Origin of the sequence: Phenylobacterium sp., from assembly GCF_004297125.1 — a bacterium.
Classification (GTDB): Bacteria; Pseudomonadota; Alphaproteobacteria; order Caulobacterales; family Caulobacteraceae; genus Phenylobacterium.
The window spans coordinates 58,178-78,337 of sequence record NZ_SCVD01000006.1 but is presented as its reverse complement, the minus strand read 5'-3'; the positions used below and the strand labels follow the sequence as shown (position 1 = coordinate 78,337).

The following is a 20,160-nucleotide window of genomic DNA, read 5'->3' as shown; positions in this document are numbered from 1 at the left end:
ACCTCGGGGTGCAGCGGATCTCGGGGTCAAAGAGGGGGTTCTACGTTGTCCATCATTCAGTTTCGAACGACTTCGGCGCGCCCGGTGCTCAGGCGCACGAGCATGGTTTTGCTGCTGGGGGCAAGCGTTCTGACGCCTGCGGCCGCCCATGCAGCCGACGCTGCCGAGCAACTTCAGGAAGTCGTGGTCACCGGCTCGCGGATCACCCGTGCAGGCTTCTCCGCGCCGACGCCGGTCAGCACCGTCACGACCGAGGATCTGGCGAAGCAGGGCGTGACCAACGTTGCGACCTATCTGACCAACCTGCCTTCGTTCGTCCCGACCAACTCGCCGCAAGGCACAGGCAACAATGGCACCGGCTCAGGCGCCAACTTCCTGAACCTGCGTGGCTTGGGTGCGCAACGAACCCTTGTGCTGGTGAACGGCGAGCGGCACGTGGCGACCAACGCCGCCGGCGTCGTCGACCTTAACGTGATCCCGTCGATCGCGCTGGAGCGGGTCGACGTGGTGACCGGCGGCGCGTCCGCGGCCTGGGGCTCGAACGCCGTCTCGGGCGTGGTCAACCTGATCACCGCCGACAAGATGCAGGGCCTGAAGGCTGAGGCGCAGGCGGGCGTCTCCAAGTACGGCGACAGCAAGGATTACCGCGTCGGCGTCGCCGGCGGCACGTCCTTCGCCGATGGCCGCGGCCACATCATGCTGTCGGCGGAATATCAGCGAAACGAGGGTATCCCCACGCCCAACGGCCGCAAATGGGCCGAGGCCGGCTGGGCCCAGCTCAACAACGTCAATGCCGCCGTCGCGGGCCAGGCTGCGGCGATCATCCGCCCCAACGTCCAGCAGTCGACCTCAACCATCAACGGCTTGATCCGCACCGGCGTCCTGGCCGGCAACGAGTTCGTCCTCGGCGGCACGGTTAAGCCCTTCCAGTACGGGACCCTGAACAACGGCTCCTACATGGTCGGCGGCGGCGGCCAGAACATCGTCGACGTCATGGGCGTGCCCTACGACCGCAAGACCCTCTACATGGCCACGTCGTACGATGTGACCGACAATCTGGAACTCTACTTCCGGGGCTTCTACGGCCGGGCCGAGGCCACCAACCCGATCCAGCCGAACTACGCCAACAGCGTCACGATCCGCAGCGACAACGCCTATCTGTCGGCGGAGGCGAAGGCGCGGCTGGCGGCCGCCAACGAGACCAGCTTCACCATGGGGCGCATCTTCTACGACATGCCTCTGGTGACGAACTACAACAACGGCGACAGCTACGACATCACGCTGGGGTTGAAGGGCAAGCTGGGCAAGACGTGGACCTGGAACGCCGCGTACAAGTCGGGCTCCACCACCCTGACCCAGCGCCAGACCACCGACCTCATCACGCCCAACCTGACGGCCGCGCTGGACGCGGTCGTCAACCCGGCGAACGGCCAGATCGTCTGTCGTTCGAGCATCGCCGGCCAGCCGCAAGTGGCCGGGGCCACGACCGGCTGCGTGCCGATCAACATCTTCGGCGCCGGTGCGCCGACCGCGGCGGCGATCGGCTATGTGACCGGGACAGCCTTCGCCACGGTCAACATCGACCAGTACTCGTTCGCCGGTTCGGCGCAGGGCGAGGTTTTCGACCTGCCGGCGGGGGCCATCTCGATCGTGGTGGGCGGCGAATACCGCAACGAGAAGGTCGCCAACTCGGCCGATCCGCTCAGCGATAAGGGTGGGGCCTTCCTATTCCCGTACGCCGCCTCGTTCGGCGGCGAGTCCACCGTCAAGGAGGTGTTCGGCGAAGCGGTCGTACCGTTGCTGAAGGATATGGCCTTTGCCCAGTCCTTGGATCTGAACGGCGCCGTCCGCTACACCGACTATGACCTGGCCGGGAACGTCACGACCTGGAAGTACGGCGCCACCTGGAAGCCGGTCAGCAGCGTGCTGCTGCGGGCCACCAGCTCCCGCGACATCCGTGCGCCCAGCCTGACCGAGCTGTTCACCGCCGCCTCGACCAGCTTCACCCAGATCATTGACCCCTGCCTCACCGCAAGCCAGGCGGCCAATGCGACGGTGCGCGCGAACTGCGCCGCGGCCGGCGTCCCGGCGACCTTCGCCGGCACGACGGGCGTGGTCACCATCAAGAGCGGCGGCAACAAGGACCTCATTCCAGAGACCGCCAAGACCTATACCGCCGGGATCGTGTTCTCGCCCGCCGGAGACTGGGGCGCGCTGAACGTGTCGGTCGACTGGTACAGCATCGACATCAAGGACCGGATCGGCACGATCAACACCGCGACCTTGCTGACCAACTGCTACACGACGGGAGTGGGCTGCCAGGCGATCACCCGCGGTCCGGACAGCCAGATCAGCCTGCTGTCGGTGCAGCAGATGAACATCGCCACCTCCAAGCAGAAGGGTTTCGACTTCGAGGCGGGCTACAGTGTGCAGGCCGCCAATCTGGGCCTGCCGCTGGGCGGCCGCATCGAGGCGCGCCTCTACGGCACCTACATCTACGACATCAAGCTCTCGTCGGATGGGGTGACGGTCCGCGACCTGACCGGCGGTGTCGGCCAGGGCGACGGCGGCGCGCCCAAGTGGAAGTTCAACGCCAACCTCAGCTACGCCGAGGGACCACTGACCCTGTTCACCCAGATGCGCTACACCGGCGGCGGCTTCGCCTACTACCGGCCGTCCGAGAACAAGATCGACGACCCCACCGTGAAATCCCTGACCCTCTTCGATGCTTCGGCCGCCTACAAGTTCGAGGTCGCGGGCGCCCGGATGGAGGGCTTCGGCGGGATCAACAATCTCTTCAACACCGACCCGCCGCGCGCGGTGAAGAGCGGCACCATCCCACTCTACACCAACGCCGGGCTCTACGAGATGATCGGCCGCTACTTCTACGCCGGCCTGCGGATGAAGTTCTAAGCCTCCCCGCGCGGCCGCCCCGCTTCCCCCGGATGTTCCCCGCGGGGCGGCCGCAACCTTTTCCTGGAGATTTTCGGCATGCGGCGGCTGTGGGGTCTGGCGCTGGTCGCCCTGGCGCTGGTCGCCGGGCCCGTGCAGGCGAGCGACCATCGGCCCGGCGATCTCGTGCTGGAGCCGGGCTCGGTGACCGCGCCAGACGGCCGCCTGATCCGCTTCGAGCTGGGCACGCTCTATGTGCCCGAGAACCGCGCGTCTCCCGGCAGCCGGATCATCGGCGTCGGGTTCGCCCGCATCCGGGCCACGACACCCGGTGACGCGCCGCCAGTGTTCCTGCTGCCGGGCGGGCCGGGCAACAGCTATCTAAACGCCTTCACCGACCGCGACGCCGCCGCCGCCGCCCAGCTCACCGGCATCCTGCCCTACACGGCTGCGGCGGACGTGGTGATCGTCGATCAGCGAGGCTTCTCGCGGCGCGGCGAGGTGCTGGAGCTGACGCCGGCGCCGATGGCGCTGGACCGGGCAGGGGCTCCCGCGACGGAGGCCGAAGCGGCCATCGCCTTCGCCCGCGGGGCGGTGGCGGCGAACCCGGGCCGCGACCTGGCCGGCTACACGGTCACGCAGTGCGCCGAGGACGTGAACGACCTGCGCCGCGCGCTGGGGTACGCGCGGCTCACGCTCTCCGGCCAGAGCTTTGGCTCCCAGTGGAGCTTCGCCGTCATGCGCCTGCACCCGGAGATCGTGGCGCGGGCGCTGATCTCGGGCGCCGAGCCGCTGGCTAAGAACTACGACATGCCCTCGCAGGTGTTCGCGGCCTTCCAGCGGATCGCCTGGGAGGCCGACCATGACCAAGGACTTGCGCCCCACCTTCCTTCGGGCGGTGTGATGGCCGCGCTGACGGCGGTCCGCGACCGCTTCGCCGCCGGCCCCATCACCGCACAGGTTCCGGGCGAGGCGGCGTCAGTCGTCCTGGGGCTGACCGATCTGCAGGCCGCGTTGATCCGGCCGGCCGCCGACTGGCCGGCCTTCGTGCTGGAAGTCTATCGCGGCCGCTATGAGACCCTGGCGCGCGAGACCCTGGCCCGCCGGCGCGGATCGCCGGTCCGGCTGATCCAGCCGCTGATCGACAGCAGCGTCGGCGTGTCGCCGGGTCGCGAGCACCTCCTCCGGACCGACCCTGCCGTCTCCTATCTTGGCGTCGGCGATTTCGATCCGCTGATCGCGGCCGCGTCCGCCTGGCCGACGCCTGACGCCGGCGACGATTTCCGCAACCCCTTCCAGTCGCCGATCCCCATGCTGTTCATCCACGGCGACTGGGATACCTCGACGCCGCTCGAGAACATGCTGGGAGCGCTGCCCTATTTCCCGAAGGCCCGCGCCGTAGTGGCGCATCGCGCCGGCCATCAGAGCCGCGCCGCGGTCTTCGCCCGAGCGCCGGAGGTTCTCGCCGCCGTGATCGGCTTCCTGCGCACCGGCGAGGTCCGCGATTTGCCCAGCGAGGTCTGGCTGCCCGCGCCGACGTTCCGCGTCCCCGCGCCTTGAGCCGGTCCCGCACGGCCAGCTTCTTCGGCCATCCGCCCGGCCTGGCGATCCTGTTCTTCGCGGAGGCGTGGGAGCGGTTCTCGTTCTACGGCCTGCGCGCGCTCCTGGTCTTCTATCTGATCAAGCATCTGGGCTTCTCGCAGCCCGATGCGTCGCAGATCTACGGGACCTACACGGCGGCGGTCTATTTCACCCCCCTTATCGGCGGCTACATAGCCGACCGCTGGCTGGGACCTAGGCGCGCCGTCGTGATCGGCGCGGTCATCATGGCGGCCGGTCACTTCCTGATGGCGTTCGAGCCGATGGTGTTTCCAGCACTGGCCCTGGTGGCCATCGGCAACGGCGCCTTCAAGCCCTCGATCTCCGCCCAGGTAGGGCGGCTGTATGCGCGGGACGATCCCCGGCGCGATGGCGGCTACAGCCTCTTTTACATGGGCATCAATCTGGGCGGACTAATCGCACCGCTGATCTGCGGAACGGCTGGCGCGCTCTATGGCTGGCACTGGGGCTTCGCGCTGGCCGGGCTGGGAATGCTGGCGGCGACCGCGATCTACGTGTTCGGTCAGCCGCTGATCCTGGAAGCCGAGCAGGAGGCCCATAGCGTGGCGCCTCCCGGGCCCACCTCGGCAGGCGGCGCGCGGCGCAGCGTTATGGGCCTGCTGGTCCTGGCCCTGGTCGCGGTGTTCTTCTGGACGGCCGTCGAGCAGATGGGCAACACCGTCGCGCTCTGGATCGACAGCGACGTGGACCGCACCTTGGCGGTCGGGACGCAGACCTTCGAAATTCCGACAGTCTGGTTTCAGTCGCTCAATCCGCTACTCGTCATCGCGCTCACGCCTCTGCTGGCGACGGCGTGGACGCGCGGCGTCAAGCCGGGACGACACGACAGTTCGCTGTCCAAGATGATCGTCGGCTGTCTGTTGGCGGCCCTTGCCTACGCGCCGCTCGCGGTCGCGGCGGCGGCCGGGGTGACGGGTGACCTGAGCCTGCTGCTGGCGGTGCTGTTCTTCGTGCCGCTGACACTGGGCGAACTCTGCCTGTCACCCATGGGCCAATCGATGTTCAGCCGTCGCGCGCCGGTCCGATACGCCACGCTGATGATGGGCGCCTGGTTCTTCGCGCACACGATTGGCAACTATGTCGCGGGCTACCTTGGCGGCTTCTGGTCGGTGATGCCCAAGGCCGCGTTCTTCGCGATGGTCGGGGCGATCCCGCTGTCCTGTGGCCTGACCCTGGTCGTGTTCCGCACCGGCCTGGAGAGGCTGTTCGATACCTCGCTTCCTCCGACGCCGCCGAGGCATTAGCCGGGCTAATGCGATCCCTATGGATGCAACCTTGCCGGGCCTTTCCCGGCGAGGTCTGTCGTCAGCGACCTTAACGCACGTGTCCGGCGCCCCGAATGCTCAACCTCCCTGTCCGAGGATCTCGGCCCTGTGATCGGCGCCCGCCGCGCCCTTGCCGGAAACAATTGAAACCTGGCGCGCGGACGGCCGCCGTCGTCGGGAAATGTCGGTCGCGCATCCTCGTCGTCGGGGCCAGACGGTCCGGGACAACGGGGTGGCGCATGCCGCAACAACGAGCCGCGAGCCTGCGCGATGGCGCGCCTCCCTGGGGCCCAAACCATCCGTCGAATTCAGTCTGAGAGTCGCTTCATGTTGAACCTGCGAAAATTGAACCTGGCCCTCGGCGCTGCGGCCATGACCATGACCTTCGCCGTGGCCTTGCCCAGCCAGGCCGGAACGATCTACGGCGCGGCCTCCAACGGCGGGCCGCTCAACTTCCTGCTCCAGCTCCACCCGGACGGCGCCGGGGCGGTCACGTCGAACCGGGGGTATCTCACGATAAGGCAGACCGATGACATCGACGTCATACCGGTCACCGCCATGGCGGGCGTCAACGGCGTGCTCAAGGGAACCAGCCTCAGCGCCGGTGGGACCTTCGACTACTATTCGGACCTGGTCCCGGCGCCGAACGGCGGCGCCGGCGGCTACAGCACGAACAGCGGCGACATCCGGACCCAACACGAGGGGGGCGACGTCTACGACGACCCGATCTCCGCCATGACCCCGATGGGTGGCGACCTTTATGGCGCGAGCTGGGACGGCGATAGCAACTACTTCTTCCAGCTCCTGGAAAACACCAACAGCCCCGGCGCCTACGCGGACAATATTGGTGGGATCACCTATGGCGATAGCGAGAGGCCCTTCGGCTACGCGATCGATACGCTCGCCACCTACGACGGCCAGATGTACGGCACCGCCTTCGATGGCGAGTACAACCTGTTCTTCCGCATCAACCTGGACCCCGACGGCGCCGGAGCGCAGGTCGAGGGCATCGGCTACCTGCTGGCGAACAGTGTGCCCGACACCTTCCGTGTCACGGCCATGGTCGGCACGGACGACGGGATCTACGCCAGCTATTGGAACGAGGCTCACCAGTTCAACTACTTCTCGAAGATCACGCCCGGCCTGAACGGCTTCGGCGGCTTCGAGACCGAGATCGGCGACGTGCGGATCCAGGCCGGCGACCGCCTGAACTATAAGATCACCAGCCTCGGCTACCTGCCTGACGCGGCCGTCGGCGGGGTGCCTGAACCGGCCACCTGGGCGCTGATGATTGTGGGTTTCGGCCTGGCCGGGGCGCAGATGCGCCGCCGCGCCGCCGCGGTCTCCCAGTGAGCACCCCTCAAGCCGAACTTCAGGAGGGCGCCATGCGTCGAATTCTGCTCATGACCGGACTGGCGGTCGCCAGCGGCTTCCTGATCTTGGCGCCCGTGGCGGCCCAGGCCGCCATCACCCTGGACTTCGAGGGTGTCGACACCAATCCGCCGAGCCAGCAGCCCATCGTCTATCTCGGCGACTTCTACAACGGCGGCAGCAGCACCCTCGGCACGGTCGGCGTCGACCATGGCGTGACGTTCGGCAACAAGGGCGCCCTGGTGTGCCTGAACACCACCAGCAACTTCTGCTCCAACGTCTCGCGTGGCGGGCAGGGCGATCCCGCCTCCCAGGCCGGCGGCCTGGCCTTCTACGACGACGACAGCTTCATCAATTTCGCCGATGGCTTCGACACCCAGCTGTCGTTCGTCTACGCGGCCCTGGGTTTCGGGACTGGCAGCGGCGGGATCTATGACGGCGAGAAGGGGACAGGGAACCTCCTGGCCAGCTTCACCCTGCCGGTCCTGGCGCCTGGGTGCGGGCCGGCCTATGGCTCCGCCAGCTTCTGCCCCTTCGAGGAGCTCCAGGTCTCGTTCGCCGGCACGGCCAAGTCCATCTGGTTCACCGGCGTTACCGGCTACGTGGTCTTCGACGACATCACCGTGGGCGGCGGCAGTGCGGCGCCGGAACCCGCCACCTGGGCGCTGATGATCGCGGGCTTCGGCCTCGCCGGTCTGCGGATGCGCCGCCGCGCCGCCGTCCGGTCATAGCGACAACCCCTGAAGGATTGAACCCATGCTCAGAACCTTCGCCCGGAGACGCTCCGGCAACGCCGCGGCTACGACGCCGTCCGTGGAGATCGGCCAAGCCCCGAGGGGCGTCTCAGGCGGATATCGTCGATGGCTCGCCGCCCTTTCGGTCCTCCTGCTGACGGCCTCGGCGTCGGCCGCGCATGCGGCTTACTACACGCTCATGTTCGAAGACATCGCGCCCTACCCGAACAACAACGACGTCCAGATCCTCGACTTCTACGCGGGCGGCGCGAGCAGCATCGGTACGATGGGCACGAACTATCACGTGCGCTTCGGTGAAAACGCGAGGTTGCTTTGCCTGAATTCCCAGACCGTCGACTGTTCCGGCACCTCCAGAGGCGGCGTGACGGATTTCCCGGAGTCGCTTCAGGGCGGGCTCACCTTCAAGACCGTCGGGACGGACTACGTCAACTTCGACGACGGCTTCACCGGCAACATGTCGTTCAACTACGCGATCAATCTGGGGGGCGCCCCAATCGTGGGCTACTCCATCGCCCTCTATTCCGGCCTGGACGGAACGGGGGACCAGCTCGCGTTCTACGACCTCACCGTTCCGGCGGTGGGATGTCCCGAGTACAACGCGTTGTTCTGTCCGATGAAGTATTCCGCCCTCGCGTTCGAGGGCGTCGCCAAGTCGATCGCCTTCACCAGCGGGGGGCCTTACGCCCTGGCCATCGACGACATCACGATCGTGAACGGCCTTGAGAGTCCCGTGCCGGAGCCCGCCGCCTGGGCCCTGATGATCGCAGGCTTCGGCCTGGCGGGCACACGCCTGCGCAACGGTCGAAATGCGCTTCCCGGGCGAACCTAAGGATCTCGTTTCGCCCGACCCCGCTCGTCCTAGAGCGAATGCCTGCAGAACCATCCACCGAGTTCGGGAATGTATTCATGAAGTTGCTGTCTCTCGCCGCCGGACTTCTCGTCGCCGTAATGGGCATGCCCGCTTGGGCGGCGACGCTCGGCCCGAACCTGATCGTCAACGGCGATTTCGAGAGCGATGTGGGCAACGTCGAGCAGCCGAGCGGATGGACGTTGACGCCGGCGCCGAACGAACCGCGTGCGGCTGCTGTTGGAGGGATAGGGCGCAACCAAAGTCGCGGCTACTTCTTCGGCAGCACGGACGGCTACGACCAGCTCTCGCAGGTTGTGCCAACCTTGAGCCTGCACGAATATCAAATCGATATGTGGATCCAAGTAGACAATTTCCTCGACGTGTCGAACCCCGACAACAGCTTTTTCTCGCAGTTTCTGCCCTACAGCTTCAACCTCACGCAGGACGCTGGGGATACCGATTATTACTTGCTGAGTGTCACGCGGTTGGCCTTCAGCTCGGAGACGACGTTCAACATCCTTGGGAACAGTCGCTCCGGGAATATCTACATCGACGACATCAGCGTCCGCGAAGTCTTGCCGGACGGGCCGGCTGGCGTCGTCCCGGAGCCGGCTACATGGGCGCTGATGATCGCGGGGTTCGGCCTGGCCGGGATGCGAATGCGTCGCCGGTCGGCCTCGACAACGGCCAGCGGCCTGCTGGCGGCTTGACTTAGGTCGTGCCGGCTCCCGGCTTGGAGGGTGGGCATCGTAGGCCAGCAGGGCTTTGCCATCGGTGATCCCGCCGGGCGAGCCCCGTCGCCGGCCGCCGCGCCTACGGCGTCTAGGTTTAAGCGGGGCCGCCACGTCCCGATGGGACTTGCGTCGTGCGCGAAAGGGAGCAGATGAACCCTCGGCCGCGCACGGCCCAAGCCGCTCCCGGACGCCATGAAGCCGCCCACCGTCGCCAGCCTGAAGAAGGTCACCCCTGAGAACCTCGCGCGCCTCGGCCCCGAGCGGCTCGCGGCGATCGTCGCCGACGCGGCCGACAGCCGGCCTGACCTCAAGCGGCGGCTGCGGATGGAGTTGGCCGCGGAGCAGGGGCCCGAGCATCTGGCGCTCGAACTCGACAAGCGGCTGACAACCCTGGAGGGGAGCCGTTCCAAGGTCTCCTGGCGCAAGCGGCCGAGCTTCGTGGCCGACCTCGAGGCGCTGCGGACGCTGATCGCCGGCCGGCTGGCAGAACTCGATGCCGTCGCGGCGCTCGCGCGGATGTGGCCGTTCATGGACCTGGCGCGGCGTCTGGGAACGCGCGTTCGCGACAAAGACGGCGGGGTCGCAGCGGTCTTCGACCGGGCGGCGGCCGATATCGGGCGGCTCCTGGAAGAGCGAAGCGACGCGAGGGCCATCGACGGGCTGGCGGAGGCGATCTCCCGCAATCCGACCGCGTGGGCGGACTGGCTGCCGGCGGCGCTGAACTCGGCGCCCAAATCCGCCCTTGAGATGCTGCTGGCGCGCTTGCGGGACCGGGAGGGCGGTTCGCCAGGGTGGGCGGCGATCATCCGTCAGGTCGCCGACGCCGGCGGCGACGTCGACGCCTTCCTGGGCACATTCACGGCCAAGGCGATACGCATGCCCGGCGTCGCCGCCGAGGCCGCGCAGCGGCTGCTCTCCGCCGGCCGGGTGGCGGAAGCCGGGCGCCTGCTGGAGGCCGCCGCCAAGTCCGCCGAGCCCGACTTCGACTGGGAGACGGCTTGGATCGACTACCTCGACGCGGCTGGCGAGGCCGAGGCGGCGCAGGCGACGCGATGGGCCTCCTTCGAGCGCACGCTTTCCGCCGAACGGGCGCGGGCGTTCACCCGTCGCCTGCCGGACTTCGAGGACGTCGAGGCCGAGAACCGGGCGTTCGAACATGCCGCGCGCCACGCGGACACCGCGCGCGGCCTGCAGTTCCTGATGGACTGGCCGGCCCTGCCGGAGGCCGCGACGATGATCGAGGCCCGCGCCGACGAGCTGCAGGTCGCGGCCGAGCAGGCGGAACTCTGGGCCGGAAAGCTCCGCGCCCGCCAGCCCCGCGCGGCGCATACCCTCCTGCGCAAGACCGCGGCGGTCGCCTTCCGCCGCCGCGACTTCACCACCTGCGACCGCCTCACCGAAGAGGCGGACACCATCGCGCTCGGGTAGGACGTTCCGGCGCCGGCGAGCCGTCGGGGATGCGGACGCTGGACTCACGCCGGGTCAAGCCGGGTGACCTGCACAGTCGCGCCAACGCGGCGCGCGCAAAGGATCCGCCGATGTCATTTCCGCTTCCGAACGCTTCCACCGACCTGACCGGGCAGGTCGCGCTGGTCACGGGCGCTTCTTCGGGCCTGGGCTATCGCTTCGCCAGGGTGTTGGCCAGCCAGGGGGCCAAGGTCGCCATCGCCGCCCGGCGTATCGACAAGCTGGAGGCTCTCGCGACAGAGATCCGCGCCGCCGGCGGGACGGCCCTGCCGATCGAGATGGACGCCACCGACGCCGGGCAGCTCGTCGCCGCGGTCGCCAAGGCCGAGGCCGAGCTGGGCCTGGTCACCATCCTGGTGAACAACGCCGGCATCCCCGACGCCCAACGAGCCCACAAGATGTCGCTGGAGCTGATCGACCGGGTGCTCGACATCAACGTCCGCGCGCCCTTCGTCCTGGCCTGCGAGGTGGCGCGGCGGCTGATCGCGGCGGAGAAGCCCGGGCGGATCGTGAATATCGCCTCGGTGGCCGCCTTCAGCTACTCGGGCGGCGGGGCCGCGCTGTACTCCGTCAGCAAGGCGGCGGTCGCCCGGAGCGCCGAGGTGCTCGCCGTGGAATGGGCCCGATACAACATCAACGTCAACGCCATCGCGCCCGGCGCCTTCGCATCGGAGATGATGGACGGGATGCTCGCGCGCGTCGGCGACCTAACCCAGCACTTTCCGCGCAAGCGCCTGGGCGACCCGGCGCAACTCGACTCAACGTTGCTCTACCTGGTCGGCCCGGCCTCCGACGCGGTGACCGGGACGGTCATCCGCGTCGACGACGGCCAGGGCGGCCGATAGGCGAGGGCGGTCAGGCTGTCGCGCGCACCGGGAGCTTCCAGTTCGGGCGGATGAAGTGGCAGGTGTAGCCGTTGGGGATGCGCTCCAGGTAGTCCTGGTGCTCCGGCTCAGCCTCCCAGAACGGTCCGACCTTCGTCACCTCGGTCACCACCTTGCCCGGCCACAGGCCCGAGGCGTCGACGTCGGCGATGGTGTCCAGCGCGACGCGCTTCTGTTCCTCGCTCGTGTAGAAGATCGCCGACCGGTAGCTCATCCCCAGGTCGTTGCCCTGGCGGTTCAGCGTGGTCGGATCGTGGATCTGGAAGAAGAACTCCAGGACCTGGCGGAACGAGATCACGGTTGGATCGAACACGATCTCAATGGCCTCGGCGTGGGTCCCGTGGTTGCGGTAGGTGGCGTTCGGCACGTCGCCGCCGGAATAGCCGACGCGGGTTTTCAAGACGCCGGGGTAGCGCCGCAACAGGTCCTGCACGCCCCAGAAGCAGCCTCCGGCGAGGATGGCGGTCTCGGTCTTGGCGGTCATGGGCGGGCTCCTTTGCGGCGGGTTGCACGCAACATAGGGAATGTGGTCCCAGTTTGAACCCATCGCCCGGGCTTGCGAAGCGCCTCGAGGCCGGCTCGCCTACTTGTAGAAGCTCTCCGGCGCGACGGCGCCGTTCTCGGCCAGACGCTGGATCAAGGCCTCGTACAGCGCCGCGTCGTGCGTGGAGCTGCCCGGCCTGCCGGCGCCGATATTGAGTTCGGCGGCCAGCTCCTTCCGCTCCGCCAGCGACGCATCCAAACCAAGCAGGGTCAGAAGCCCGTCCAGGGAATGCCGCCAAGCGTCGCCCAGGCCCGCCGCCTCCGCGCGGGCGTTCAGCAAGATCGCCACGTCCGACGGCGGCGCCATCGCCGTCCGCTCGATCGGCGGCGGCTGATGAGCGTCCCTGGCCGCGGGCGCAACCCAGTCGCGCGGCGCGAGGCCGTTGTCGCCGTGGAAGAGCCGCTCGATGATGCGGTCCATCAGGCTCATGTCTGCTCCTTGGGTGGATGCGGAACACGGGCCTATGGCCCCGGTTCCCTCAAGCGCGCCTTGGCATCGATCAAATGACCCGGCATGGGAGGACATGATCCGCGGCAAGCACGTCCTCTACTTCGCCCTGCAGCCGCCGCCTGAGGCGCAAGCCCTGGCGCTGGCCCTGGCCGAGGCCGCGCGAGCGAAACATCGGCTAGGCGCCAAGCCGGCGGCGCCGGCGCGCCTGCACGTCTCCCTCAACTACGTCGGCGACTTCAAGCGCCCGCCCGGCCCGGTGATCGACAAGGCGTTGGAGGCCGCCGGAAACGTGGCCGCCCGCCGCTTCGTCGTCGAATTCAATCGCCTGGGGACCTGGCCCGCCGGTGATCCCGCGCCGGTCGTCCTCTGGGGCGACGAGGGCGTCATCGGGGTGAACGCCCTCTACTCCACGATCCACAAGGCGCTGGCGAAACCCGGCATGGTCCCGCGTCGCGAGGCCGAGATCGTCCCGCACATGACCCTCATCTACGACAAGGCGCAGGTCCCGGAGACCTTCATCGAACCCCTGGGCTGGCGGGTCGAGGAGTTCGTCCTGATCCACGCGGTCCACGGCGAGGGCCGCTTCGACGTGGTCGGCCGCTTCCCTCTCAGCGGCTGAGCTTCACCGGCTGTTCGAGTTGGTAGATCGCCTCGACGATCTCGTCGGTCTTCCTGGACAGCAGGGCCTGGGCGTCGGCCACGCCCTGGTTGTAGAAATACGGTCCGAGGTTCTCCGTGATGAAGTCCGCGAGGAAGACGGCGTCGAATCCCTCCACCTCCAGGTCCAGTTCGTCCTTGAGATAGCGGCTGAGGGCCTTGGCCAGGGCGTCGCGGGTCTCTTTGGGGAGTTCGATCGGAGGCATGAGGGGATCACGATGACCGCGACGCTCTATGGCATCAAGAACTGCGACACGATGAAGAAGGCCTGGACTTTCCTGGACCAGGCCGGCGTCGCCTACGACTTCCACGACTACAAGAAGGCCGGCATCGACCGCGCCACCCTGGAGGGTTGGGTCCGCCAGCTCGGCTGGGAGGTGCTGCTGAACCGCGCCGGCACGACGTTCAAGAAGCTGCCCGACGCCGACAAGGCCGGGATCGACGAGGCGAAGGCGATCACGCTGATGCTGGCGCAACCCTCGATGATCAAGCGGCCCGTACTGCATCACGGCGGCAAGCTCTACGTGGGCTTCAAGCCGGAGACCTACGCCCAGCTCAGCGACTGAACTGCGGAGCCGGCATCCGATGGCGGAGGCGGCCGTGGTGCTGCTGGATCGGCGGCGTCATCCCGTTCGGTCAGCGGAATCATGGACAAGGTTTCATCCTCGCTGTTGCATCTGCGCGCGGTGGCCCAGGTCTCTAACCCTCAGAGACGGGACATCCCCGCCCACTGACCTGGAGAGGAGAACAACGAATGGAGATCCTGATCCCGCTGGGATTCTTCGCGATGATCGCGGCGCTGGTCATCGCGCCTCGCTATTTCAAGAGCCAGGAGCGGCAGAAGATGGCCGAGACGCTGCGTGTCGCCATCGAGAAGGGGCAGCCCCTCCCGGCCGAGGTGATCGATGCGATGTCGAGCAACGTCCGCAGCCCGGGCCTGCCGCCGTCGCCGCAACGCGACCTGCGAACCGGCATCATCTGGCTGGGCGTTGGGATCGGCTTCGCCGCCCTGGGCGCCGTGCTCAGCTTCGAGGAACCGGATGCGCTGTTCCCGTGCCTCGGTCTTGCCACCTTCCCGATCTTCATCGGGCTGGCGTTCATCGCCCTGGGCCTCCTCAACAAGAGCAGGTCCTAGGCGCGCCGGACGGGGGATCATGCCCATGCCGGGCGCCAATCATTCGAGCTACGCCAGCCTGCACGACGTGGAGCTCTGCTCCTACGCCGCGGCCGGCGAGCGGCGCGCCTTCGGGGAGCTGGTGCGCCGGCACAGCTCAGGGGTACGCCACCTGCTGCGCCGCATGGGCGCCCAGGCGGCCGAGTCCGACGACGTGGCCCAGGACGCGTTCCTGGCGGCGTTCGAGCGGATCGCCGAGTTCCGGGGGGAGGGGACCTTCGCGGGCTGGGTAAAGCGTATTGCGGCCAGACTCTATCTGCGCCGCCTGCAACGCGAGAAGCGCCTCAGTGCGCTCGCGGCGGAAGAAGGAATGGCCGATGAGGCCGACAACGGGACCCGCGACGCCGACCACCGCATCGACCTGGACGAGGCGATGAAGGGCCTCTCCGTGGCCGAGCGGCTGTGCGTCTCTATGTGCTACGGGGCGGGCCTGTCTCACGGCGAGGCGGCGGATGCCTTGAACCTGCCGCTTGGAACGGTCAAATCACATGTCAAACGTGGTCTGGATAAGCTCCGAGCGCGATTGGCGCCGGGGGGCGACGCGGTTCTTGAAGGGAGGCGCGGCAATGGCTGAGATCGATTTCGAGCGGCGGCTCGAGCGCCTGTTCTCGGACGCGCCGGAACTGCCGGACGCCGCGGCCTTCGCCCAGCGCATCGAGCGCCGGCTGGACCGCGGCTGGACGGCGCGGCGCTGGCTGCTGGGCGCCGCGGGCCTTGCCGGCGGCGTGATCGGCGCCAGCCAGCTCGTGATGTCCAACGTTTTCTCGCAGGTGGAGAACGCCGAGCAGTCGGCCCGCGTGCTCAGCCAGGGGCTTGCCCGCGTCACGCCCACCACCGACATGGTCTCGGCCCTGTCGGGCGGCTACGGCCTGTGGATCGCCGTCGGCGTGGCGGTCCTGACCATGGGTTTCGTGCTGGCGCGGGTGATCGAGGAGATCTGATCCTCCCCACCACTCCACCTGCACTTGAGGCGCGGGGCGGGCCGCTATAGGTTCCGCGCTCGTTTAAGCGACACCCCGCGGCCGGAGCCCCCCTGAAGTGACGGATCTATTCGAAGAGGTCGAAGAGCAGCTTCGCTCCGACCGCTACAAGCAGTTCGCCCGCAGGGCGCTGCCTTGGATGCTGGGGATCGCCGCCGCCGCGCTCATCGCCACCCTGGGCTACTGGGGCTACGACAGCTACCGCAACAAGCAGATCGCCACCGCGTCCGAGCAGTATTCCGCCGCCGTGGACGCCATGGTCGCCGGCGACAAGACCAAGGCCCAGCAGCTCTGGACCGAGGTCTCGAAGTCCCACGCCAAGGCCTACAAGGCGCTGTCGCTGATGCACCTCGGCGCCTTCGCGATGGAGGCCCGCAAGCCGGCCGAGGCCGTGAAGCTGTTCGACGAGGCCGCCGCCGCCGCGCCCGATCCGATCGTCGGAGACGCCGCCCGCCTCAAATCCGCCTTCGCGCTCCTCGACACCGCCTCTCTTAAGGACTTGGAGGGGCGCTTGAAGCCGCTGATGGAAGAGGGCCACCCCTATCGGGTGCAGGCCCGCGAGGCGCTGGCCTTCGCCAAGCTGAATGCCGGCGACCTGGCCGGCGCGCGCGGCGAGTTCGTGCTGATCTCGCAGTCCCTGGACGCTCAGCAGGGCGCCCAAGCTCGCGCACAGGCCGCAATCGGCCTGATCGATTCGGGTTCGGCCAAGGCCGTGCCAGCCGTGGTGAAGGCCGCCCAGGCGCTGCCGCCGCCGATGACCATCGACCCTGGCGCCGTGATCGGCCCGCCGCCGGGCGCCCAGCCGCAACCGCAAGGCCCCGCTCCGCAATGATCCGCCGCACGATCCTCGCCGCCGTCCTCATCGCGGCGCTCGGCGCGAGCGGATGCTCGACCGTCAGCAATCTCAATCCCTTCGGCAAGAAGGACAAGGGCCCCGCCGAGCTCGCCGGCGAAGGCCAGCGCATCTCGATCATCCCCGCCGATCAGCTGCTGGAGCCGGCCGAGGCCCTGAAGGGCGTCGACTTCGCCCTGCCGCCGGCCGAGACCGTCACGGCTTGGCCGCTGCCCGGCGGCAACGCGGAGCAGGCGGTCGGCAACGTGGCCGCGGGCGCCAACGTCTCCATCGCCTGGCGCAAGAGCTTCGGCCAAGGCCAGAAGCGCGGCCGCTACGTGACCGCCCCGCCGGTGGCCGCCGACGGCAAGGTGTTCCTGATGGACGCCGACGCCCGCGTGGTCGCGGTGGACGCACGCTCGGGCTCGCAGATCTGGCGCACGGCCACCAACCCCGGCGACAACAAGCGCGACAAGCTCGCTTTCGGCGGCGGCATGGCCTACGCCGACGGCAAGCTCTACGTTTCGTCGGGCTACCGCGAAGTCATGCAGATGGACGCCAAGACCGGCGCCGTCGGCTGGCGGACCAAGACCCCGGAATCCATCCATGGCGCGCCGAACGTCTCGGGCGGCCGGGTGTTCGTGGTCTCGCTCGACAACACCCTGATGACCTTCGATGCGGCGACGGGCACGCCGTCCTGGACCTACCAGGCGCTGTCCGAGACGGCCCGCATCCTGTCGGCCTCCAGCCCGGCGATCTCGGGCGACACGGTGGTGGCCGCCTTCGGCTCGGGCGAGCTTGTGGCGCTGCGCGCGTCCAACGGCAACGACCTGTGGAACGAGGCCCTGTCGCGCGCCAGCCGCACCAGCGCGCTGTCCGAGATCCGCGACATCCCCGGCCGCCCGGTGATCTACCAGGGCGACGTCTTCGCAGTCAGCCATTCGGGCGTGTTCGCCGCCACCGACCTGCGCACCGGCCAGGCGCGCTGGACCCTGCCGGTGGTGGGCGTGACCGCGCCCTGGCCCGCGGGGGATGTGGTCTATGTGGTTTCCAAGGCCGGCGATGTGATCTGCGCCAGCCGCGAGAACGGCCAGATCTACTGGATCCGCAACCTGAACGAGGGCTTCAAGGCCAAGAAGAAGGGCGGCATCCTCGGCATCGGCGGCCAGCGGCAGAACAAGCCGGTCTGGTCCGGTCCGCTGCTTGCCGGCGACAAGCTGCTGATCGTCGGCCAAACGGGCCAGATGGTGGCCCTGAACGCCAAGACGGGCGAGATCGCCAAGCGTATCGAGATCAAGGGCGCCTCGACGCTCTCGCCGATCGCCATGGGCGACACCGTTTATGTGGTCACAGAGGAGGCCGACCTGATCGCGATTCGCTGATCAGGCAGGTACAGTCCCCGGCATGGCGCTGAAACTCGCGATTGTCGGGCGACCGAACGTCGGCAAATCCACTTTGTTCAACCGGCTGGCGGGCCGAAAGCTCGCCATCGTCGACGACCAGCCGGGGGTTACCCGTGACCGCCGGTTTGGCACGGGCCGGCTGGGCGACCTCGACCTTGAGCTGATCGACACGGCCGGCTTCGAGGACGTCACCGACGAGAGCCTGGAGGCCCGCATGCGGGTCCAGACCGAGCTGGCCGTCGACGAGGCCGACGCGTCCCTCTTCGTCATCGACGCCCGCGAGGGCGTGACGCCGGCCGACGAGATCTTCGCCGACGTGCTGCGCCGCAAGGGCAAGCCGGTCGTGCTGTGCGCGAACAAGTCGGAGAGCAAGGCCTCGGAGTCCGGGGTGTTGGAAGCCTTCGGCCTGGGTCTGGGCGAGCCGATCCCGATCTCGGCCGAGCACGGCGAGGGGATGGCCGACCTCTACCAGGCCGTGGCCGCCCTGGCGCCCGACGAGGACGATGAGCCCGGCGAAGAGGCCGACAAGCCGATCAGCATCGCCATCGTCGGTCGCCCGAATGCGGGCAAGTCGACCTTGGTGAACCGGCTGATCGGCGAAGACCGGATGCTGACCGGCCCCGAGGCGGGGATCACCCGCGACGCCATTCCCGTGGACTGGACCTGGGACGACCGCGCTATCCGCCTGGTCGACACCGCTGGCCTGCGCCGCAAGGCGAGGGTCCAGGAGAAGCTGGAAAAGCTCTCCACCCACGACTCCATCCGCGCGATCACCTTCGCCGAGGTCGTGATCCTGGTGATGGACGCCACCCACCCGTTCGAGATCCAGGACCTGCAGATCGCCGACCTCGTCGAGCGCGAGGGCCGCGCCCTGGTCTACTGCCTGGCCAAGTGGGACCTCGTCGAGGATCCGCACTCCAAGCTGCAGGAGTTCGTGGAGGAGGCGGCCCGCCTGCTGCCGCAGCTCAAGGGCTCGCCCGTCGTGGCCCTGTCGGCCGAGACCGGCTACGGCCTGACCAAGCTGATGCCGGCGGTGATCAAGGCCCATACCGACTGGTCGACCAAGGTGAAGACCCGCGACCTGAACGACTGGCTGAAGATGGCCGTCGAGCGCCATCCGCCGCCAGCGGTGGGCGGCCGCCGCGTGAAGCCCAAGTACATGGCGCAGACCAAGGCGCGGCCCCCGACCTTCGTGCTGTTCGCCAGCCGGGCCGACCAGCTGCCCGACCACTACAAGCGCTACCTGGTGAACTCGATCCGCGAGAGCTTCGACCTGCCGGGCGTCCCGATCCGGCTGACCGTGCGCTCGAACAAGAATCCCTTCGCGGAGGGCGAGGAGAAAAGCGGTTCGGGCCTGACCCGCGCCAAGCCATCGGAAGCGAAGACCGGCCTGGCGGCTAGGACCCGCCGGACCGCCGCGGCCAAGGCCAAGGAGGGCGCCGAGGGCCGGCCCAAGGCTCCCTCGAAGCCCAAGAAGGTCAAGGCCGGCAATCCGCGCGGCCGGGCGGCCAAGCTTTCGCGTCCCGGCACTAAGCCGAAGCGAGCGTCCCGGCCATCTTCCACGTCGAAAAGGCCACGTTAGCCGCGGGCAGGCCCAGGTCCGCCTGGGCCAGCTCGACGATCAGCGGTCCGATCTCGGACGGGTCGGGCAGCGTGGAGGGATCCTCGCCCGGCATCGCTTCGGCCCGCATCCGCGTGCGCATAACGCCGGGGTCGAGCAGGATCGCGCGGACCTTGGTCTGCTCGAGCTCGTCCGCCCAGGTCCGCACCAGGTGCTCCAGCCCCGCCTTGGTGACCCCATAGGTTCCCCAGAACGCCTTGGGTCGGCCGGCACGGCCGCTGGTCAGGAAGATAGCCCGCGGATGCTCGGACGCCCGCAGCAGCGGCTCCACGCTGCGGATCAGGCGGAAGGACCCGGTCAGGTTCACGGCGACGACCCGGTCCCAGTGCTTGGGCTCGATGTGGGAGACCGGGGTAAGCGAACCCAGCAGGGCGGCGGCATGAACCAGGATATCCAGACGCCCGAAGCGGTCGTGGATGGCCCGGCCCAATTGGTCCAGGCCATCGACCTCGCCGATGTCCATGGGCACGAGGGTGGCCGGCTGGCCTGTGGCGGCACGGATCTCGTCGTCCAGGGCTTCCAGCGCGCCTGGCGTGCGGGCGACGGCCACGACGTGGGCGCCGGCGTTGGTGAGGGCCAGGGCGGCGGCCTTGCCGATCCCGCGGCTGGCGCCGGTGACGAGGGCGATGCGGTCTTTGAGAGGCAGTTCGGACATGGGCCG

Annotated in this window: 20 protein-coding genes and 1 pseudogene; 17 read left to right on the top strand and 4 right to left on the bottom strand. The window is 68.4% G+C overall.

Features of this window, described 5'->3' with window-relative positions:
- The first annotated feature begins 102 nt into the window (after positions 1-102).
- The 9 genes and pseudogenes from EPO51_RS03420 (at position 103) to EPO51_RS03380 (ending at position 11,799) form a co-directional block, all read left to right on the top strand.
- On the top strand, positions 103-2,913 hold the full coding sequence (locus EPO51_RS03420; RefSeq protein ID WP_293346005.1) for a TonB-dependent receptor domain-containing protein: 2,811 nt from the start codon (positions 103-105) through the stop codon (positions 2,911-2,913).
- 78 nt (positions 2,914-2,991) lie between these two features.
- Positions 2,992-4,452 carry an alpha/beta hydrolase gene (locus tag EPO51_RS03415; protein ID WP_293346003.1) on the top strand — a complete coding sequence of 487 codons (1,461 nt, stop codon included), beginning with the start codon at positions 2,992-2,994 and terminating at the stop codon, positions 4,450-4,452.
- Positions 4,449-5,756: a peptide MFS transporter gene (locus EPO51_RS03410; protein WP_293346001.1), complete on the top strand. Its 1,308-nt coding sequence runs from the start codon at positions 4,449-4,451 to the stop codon at positions 5,754-5,756. Before EPO51_RS03415 ends, EPO51_RS03410 begins: the two co-directional genes overlap by 4 nt.
- A 1,269-nt stretch (positions 5,757-7,025) precedes the next feature.
- Positions 7,026-7,130: pseudogene (locus EPO51_RS28125) on the top strand (PEPxxWA-CTERM sorting domain-containing protein); the annotation flags it as partial.
- A 32-nt stretch (positions 7,131-7,162) separates the two neighbouring features.
- Positions 7,163-7,879 carry a PEPxxWA-CTERM sorting domain-containing protein gene (locus tag EPO51_RS03400; RefSeq protein WP_293345997.1) on the top strand — a complete coding sequence of 239 codons (717 nt, stop codon included), beginning with the start codon at positions 7,163-7,165 and terminating at the stop codon, positions 7,877-7,879.
- A 25-nt stretch (positions 7,880-7,904) separates the two neighbouring features.
- A complete protein-coding gene (locus tag EPO51_RS03395; protein WP_293345995.1) occupies positions 7,905-8,732 on the top strand; it encodes a PEPxxWA-CTERM sorting domain-containing protein in 828 nt (275 codons plus the stop codon).
- Positions 8,733-8,809: 77 nt separating this feature from the next.
- Positions 8,810-9,463 carry a PEPxxWA-CTERM sorting domain-containing protein gene (locus EPO51_RS03390; protein ID WP_293345993.1) on the top strand — a complete coding sequence of 218 codons (654 nt, stop codon included), beginning with the start codon at positions 8,810-8,812 and terminating at the stop codon, positions 9,461-9,463.
- A 216-nt stretch (positions 9,464-9,679) separates the two neighbouring features.
- Entirely contained in the window at positions 9,680-10,915 is a 1,236-nt protein-coding gene (locus EPO51_RS03385; protein WP_293345991.1) for a DUF6880 family protein, read from the top strand.
- Positions 10,916-11,025: 110 nt separating this feature from the next.
- Complete coding sequence (locus tag EPO51_RS03380) at positions 11,026-11,799, top strand: SDR family NAD(P)-dependent oxidoreductase (protein ID WP_293345989.1); 774 nt, start codon at positions 11,026-11,028, stop codon at positions 11,797-11,799.
- A gap of 10 nt (positions 11,800-11,809) precedes the next feature.
- On the opposite strand, the gene msrA is transcribed toward EPO51_RS03380, so the two are convergent.
- Positions 11,810-12,322 carry a peptide-methionine (S)-S-oxide reductase MsrA gene (gene msrA / locus EPO51_RS03375; protein WP_293345987.1) on the bottom strand — a complete coding sequence of 171 codons (513 nt, stop codon included), beginning with the start codon at positions 12,320-12,322 and terminating at the stop codon, positions 11,810-11,812.
- A 99-nt stretch (positions 12,323-12,421) separates the two neighbouring features.
- Positions 12,422-12,811 (bottom strand): DUF3597 family protein, encoded by a 390-nt coding sequence (locus tag EPO51_RS03370; RefSeq protein ID WP_293345985.1) that lies wholly within the window; start codon positions 12,809-12,811, stop codon positions 12,422-12,424.
- A gap of 94 nt (positions 12,812-12,905) precedes the next feature.
- Here EPO51_RS03370 and EPO51_RS03365 point away from each other — a divergent pair, with 94 nt between their 5' ends.
- Positions 12,906-13,451, top strand: a complete 546-nt coding sequence (locus tag EPO51_RS03365; protein ID WP_293345983.1) for a 2'-5' RNA ligase family protein — start codon at positions 12,906-12,908, stop codon at positions 13,449-13,451.
- Here EPO51_RS03365 and EPO51_RS03360 read toward each other — a convergent pair.
- Complete coding sequence (locus tag EPO51_RS03360) at positions 13,441-13,695, bottom strand: DUF2164 domain-containing protein (RefSeq protein ID WP_293345981.1); 255 nt, start codon at positions 13,693-13,695, stop codon at positions 13,441-13,443. The two genes, EPO51_RS03365 and EPO51_RS03360, sit on opposite strands and share 11 nt — an antisense overlap.
- Positions 13,696-13,707: 12 nt before the next feature.
- On the opposite strand from EPO51_RS03360, the gene EPO51_RS03355 reads away from it, so the two are divergent.
- From EPO51_RS03355 to der, 7 genes are all read left to right on the top strand, one after another.
- On the top strand, positions 13,708-14,055 hold the full coding sequence (locus tag EPO51_RS03355; protein WP_293345979.1) for an ArsC family reductase: 348 nt from the start codon (positions 13,708-13,710) through the stop codon (positions 14,053-14,055).
- 188 nt (positions 14,056-14,243) lie between these two features.
- Positions 14,244-14,624 (top strand): DUF6249 domain-containing protein, encoded by a 381-nt coding sequence (locus tag EPO51_RS03350; RefSeq protein ID WP_293345977.1) that lies wholly within the window; start codon positions 14,244-14,246, stop codon positions 14,622-14,624.
- Between the two features lie 25 nt (positions 14,625-14,649).
- Positions 14,650-15,237 (top strand): RNA polymerase sigma factor, encoded by a 588-nt coding sequence (locus EPO51_RS03345; RefSeq protein WP_293345975.1) that lies wholly within the window; start codon positions 14,650-14,652, stop codon positions 15,235-15,237.
- Positions 15,230-15,604 carry a hypothetical protein gene (locus tag EPO51_RS03340; RefSeq protein WP_293345973.1) on the top strand — a complete coding sequence of 125 codons (375 nt, stop codon included), beginning with the start codon at positions 15,230-15,232 and terminating at the stop codon, positions 15,602-15,604. Before EPO51_RS03345 ends, EPO51_RS03340 begins: the two co-directional genes overlap by 8 nt.
- A 97-nt stretch (positions 15,605-15,701) precedes the next feature.
- Positions 15,702-16,475, top strand: coding sequence for a tetratricopeptide repeat protein (locus EPO51_RS03335; RefSeq protein ID WP_293345971.1), 774 nt, complete (start codon positions 15,702-15,704; stop codon positions 16,473-16,475).
- Complete coding sequence (locus tag EPO51_RS03330; protein WP_293345969.1) at positions 16,472-17,857, top strand: PQQ-like beta-propeller repeat protein; 1,386 nt, start codon at positions 16,472-16,474, stop codon at positions 17,855-17,857. Before EPO51_RS03335 ends, EPO51_RS03330 begins: the two co-directional genes overlap by 4 nt.
- Before the next feature lie 22 nt (positions 17,858-17,879).
- On the top strand, positions 17,880-19,460 hold the full coding sequence (gene der / locus EPO51_RS03325) for a ribosome biogenesis GTPase Der (RefSeq protein WP_293345967.1): 1,581 nt from the start codon (positions 17,880-17,882) through the stop codon (positions 19,458-19,460).
- Here der and EPO51_RS03320 read toward each other — a convergent pair.
- Positions 19,408-20,154, bottom strand: a complete 747-nt coding sequence (locus EPO51_RS03320; protein WP_293345965.1) for an SDR family NAD(P)-dependent oxidoreductase — start codon at positions 20,152-20,154, stop codon at positions 19,408-19,410. The genes der and EPO51_RS03320 overlap by 53 nt on opposite strands.
- Between the last annotated feature and the right edge of the window lie 6 nt (positions 20,155-20,160).

Excerpts from the sequence above, each read along its gene's own strand:
- EPO51_RS03390 (WP_293345993.1), top strand. The coding sequence starts at position 8,810 with ATGAAGTTGCTGTCTCTCGCCGCCGGACTTCTCGTCGCCGTAATGGGC.
- EPO51_RS03370 (WP_293345985.1), bottom strand. The coding sequence starts at position 12,811 with ATGAGCCTGATGGACCGCATCATCGAGCGGCTCTTCCACGGCGACAAC.
- EPO51_RS03365 (WP_293345983.1), top strand. The coding sequence starts at position 12,906 with ATGATCCGCGGCAAGCACGTCCTCTACTTCGCCCTGCAGCCGCCGCCT.
- EPO51_RS03380 (WP_293345989.1), top strand. The coding sequence starts at position 11,026 with ATGTCATTTCCGCTTCCGAACGCTTCCACCGACCTGACCGGGCAGGTC.
- EPO51_RS03320 (WP_293345965.1), bottom strand. The coding sequence starts at position 20,154 with ATGTCCGAACTGCCTCTCAAAGACCGCATCGCCCTCGTCACCGGCGCC.
- msrA (WP_293345987.1), bottom strand. The coding sequence starts at position 12,322 with ATGACCGCCAAGACCGAGACCGCCATCCTCGCCGGAGGCTGCTTCTGG.
- EPO51_RS03345 (WP_293345975.1), top strand. The coding sequence starts at position 14,650 with ATGCCGGGCGCCAATCATTCGAGCTACGCCAGCCTGCACGACGTGGAG.
- EPO51_RS03420 (WP_293346005.1), top strand. The coding sequence starts at position 103 with ATGGTTTTGCTGCTGGGGGCAAGCGTTCTGACGCCTGCGGCCGCCCAT.
- EPO51_RS03415 (WP_293346003.1), top strand. The coding sequence starts at position 2,992 with ATGCGGCGGCTGTGGGGTCTGGCGCTGGTCGCCCTGGCGCTGGTCGCC.
- EPO51_RS03360 (WP_293345981.1), bottom strand. The coding sequence starts at position 13,695 with ATGCCTCCGATCGAACTCCCCAAAGAGACCCGCGACGCCCTGGCCAAG.
- der (WP_293345967.1), top strand. The coding sequence starts at position 17,880 with ATGGCGCTGAAACTCGCGATTGTCGGGCGACCGAACGTCGGCAAATCC.
- EPO51_RS03355 (WP_293345979.1), top strand. The coding sequence starts at position 13,708 with ATGACCGCGACGCTCTATGGCATCAAGAACTGCGACACGATGAAGAAG.
- EPO51_RS03340 (WP_293345973.1), top strand. The coding sequence starts at position 15,230 with ATGGCTGAGATCGATTTCGAGCGGCGGCTCGAGCGCCTGTTCTCGGAC.
- EPO51_RS03400 (WP_293345997.1), top strand. The coding sequence starts at position 7,163 with ATGCGTCGAATTCTGCTCATGACCGGACTGGCGGTCGCCAGCGGCTTC.
- EPO51_RS03385 (WP_293345991.1), top strand. The coding sequence starts at position 9,680 with ATGAAGCCGCCCACCGTCGCCAGCCTGAAGAAGGTCACCCCTGAGAAC.
- EPO51_RS03350 (WP_293345977.1), top strand. The coding sequence starts at position 14,244 with ATGGAGATCCTGATCCCGCTGGGATTCTTCGCGATGATCGCGGCGCTG.
- EPO51_RS03395 (WP_293345995.1), top strand. The coding sequence starts at position 7,905 with ATGCTCAGAACCTTCGCCCGGAGACGCTCCGGCAACGCCGCGGCTACG.
- EPO51_RS03330 (WP_293345969.1), top strand. The coding sequence starts at position 16,472 with ATGATCCGCCGCACGATCCTCGCCGCCGTCCTCATCGCGGCGCTCGGC.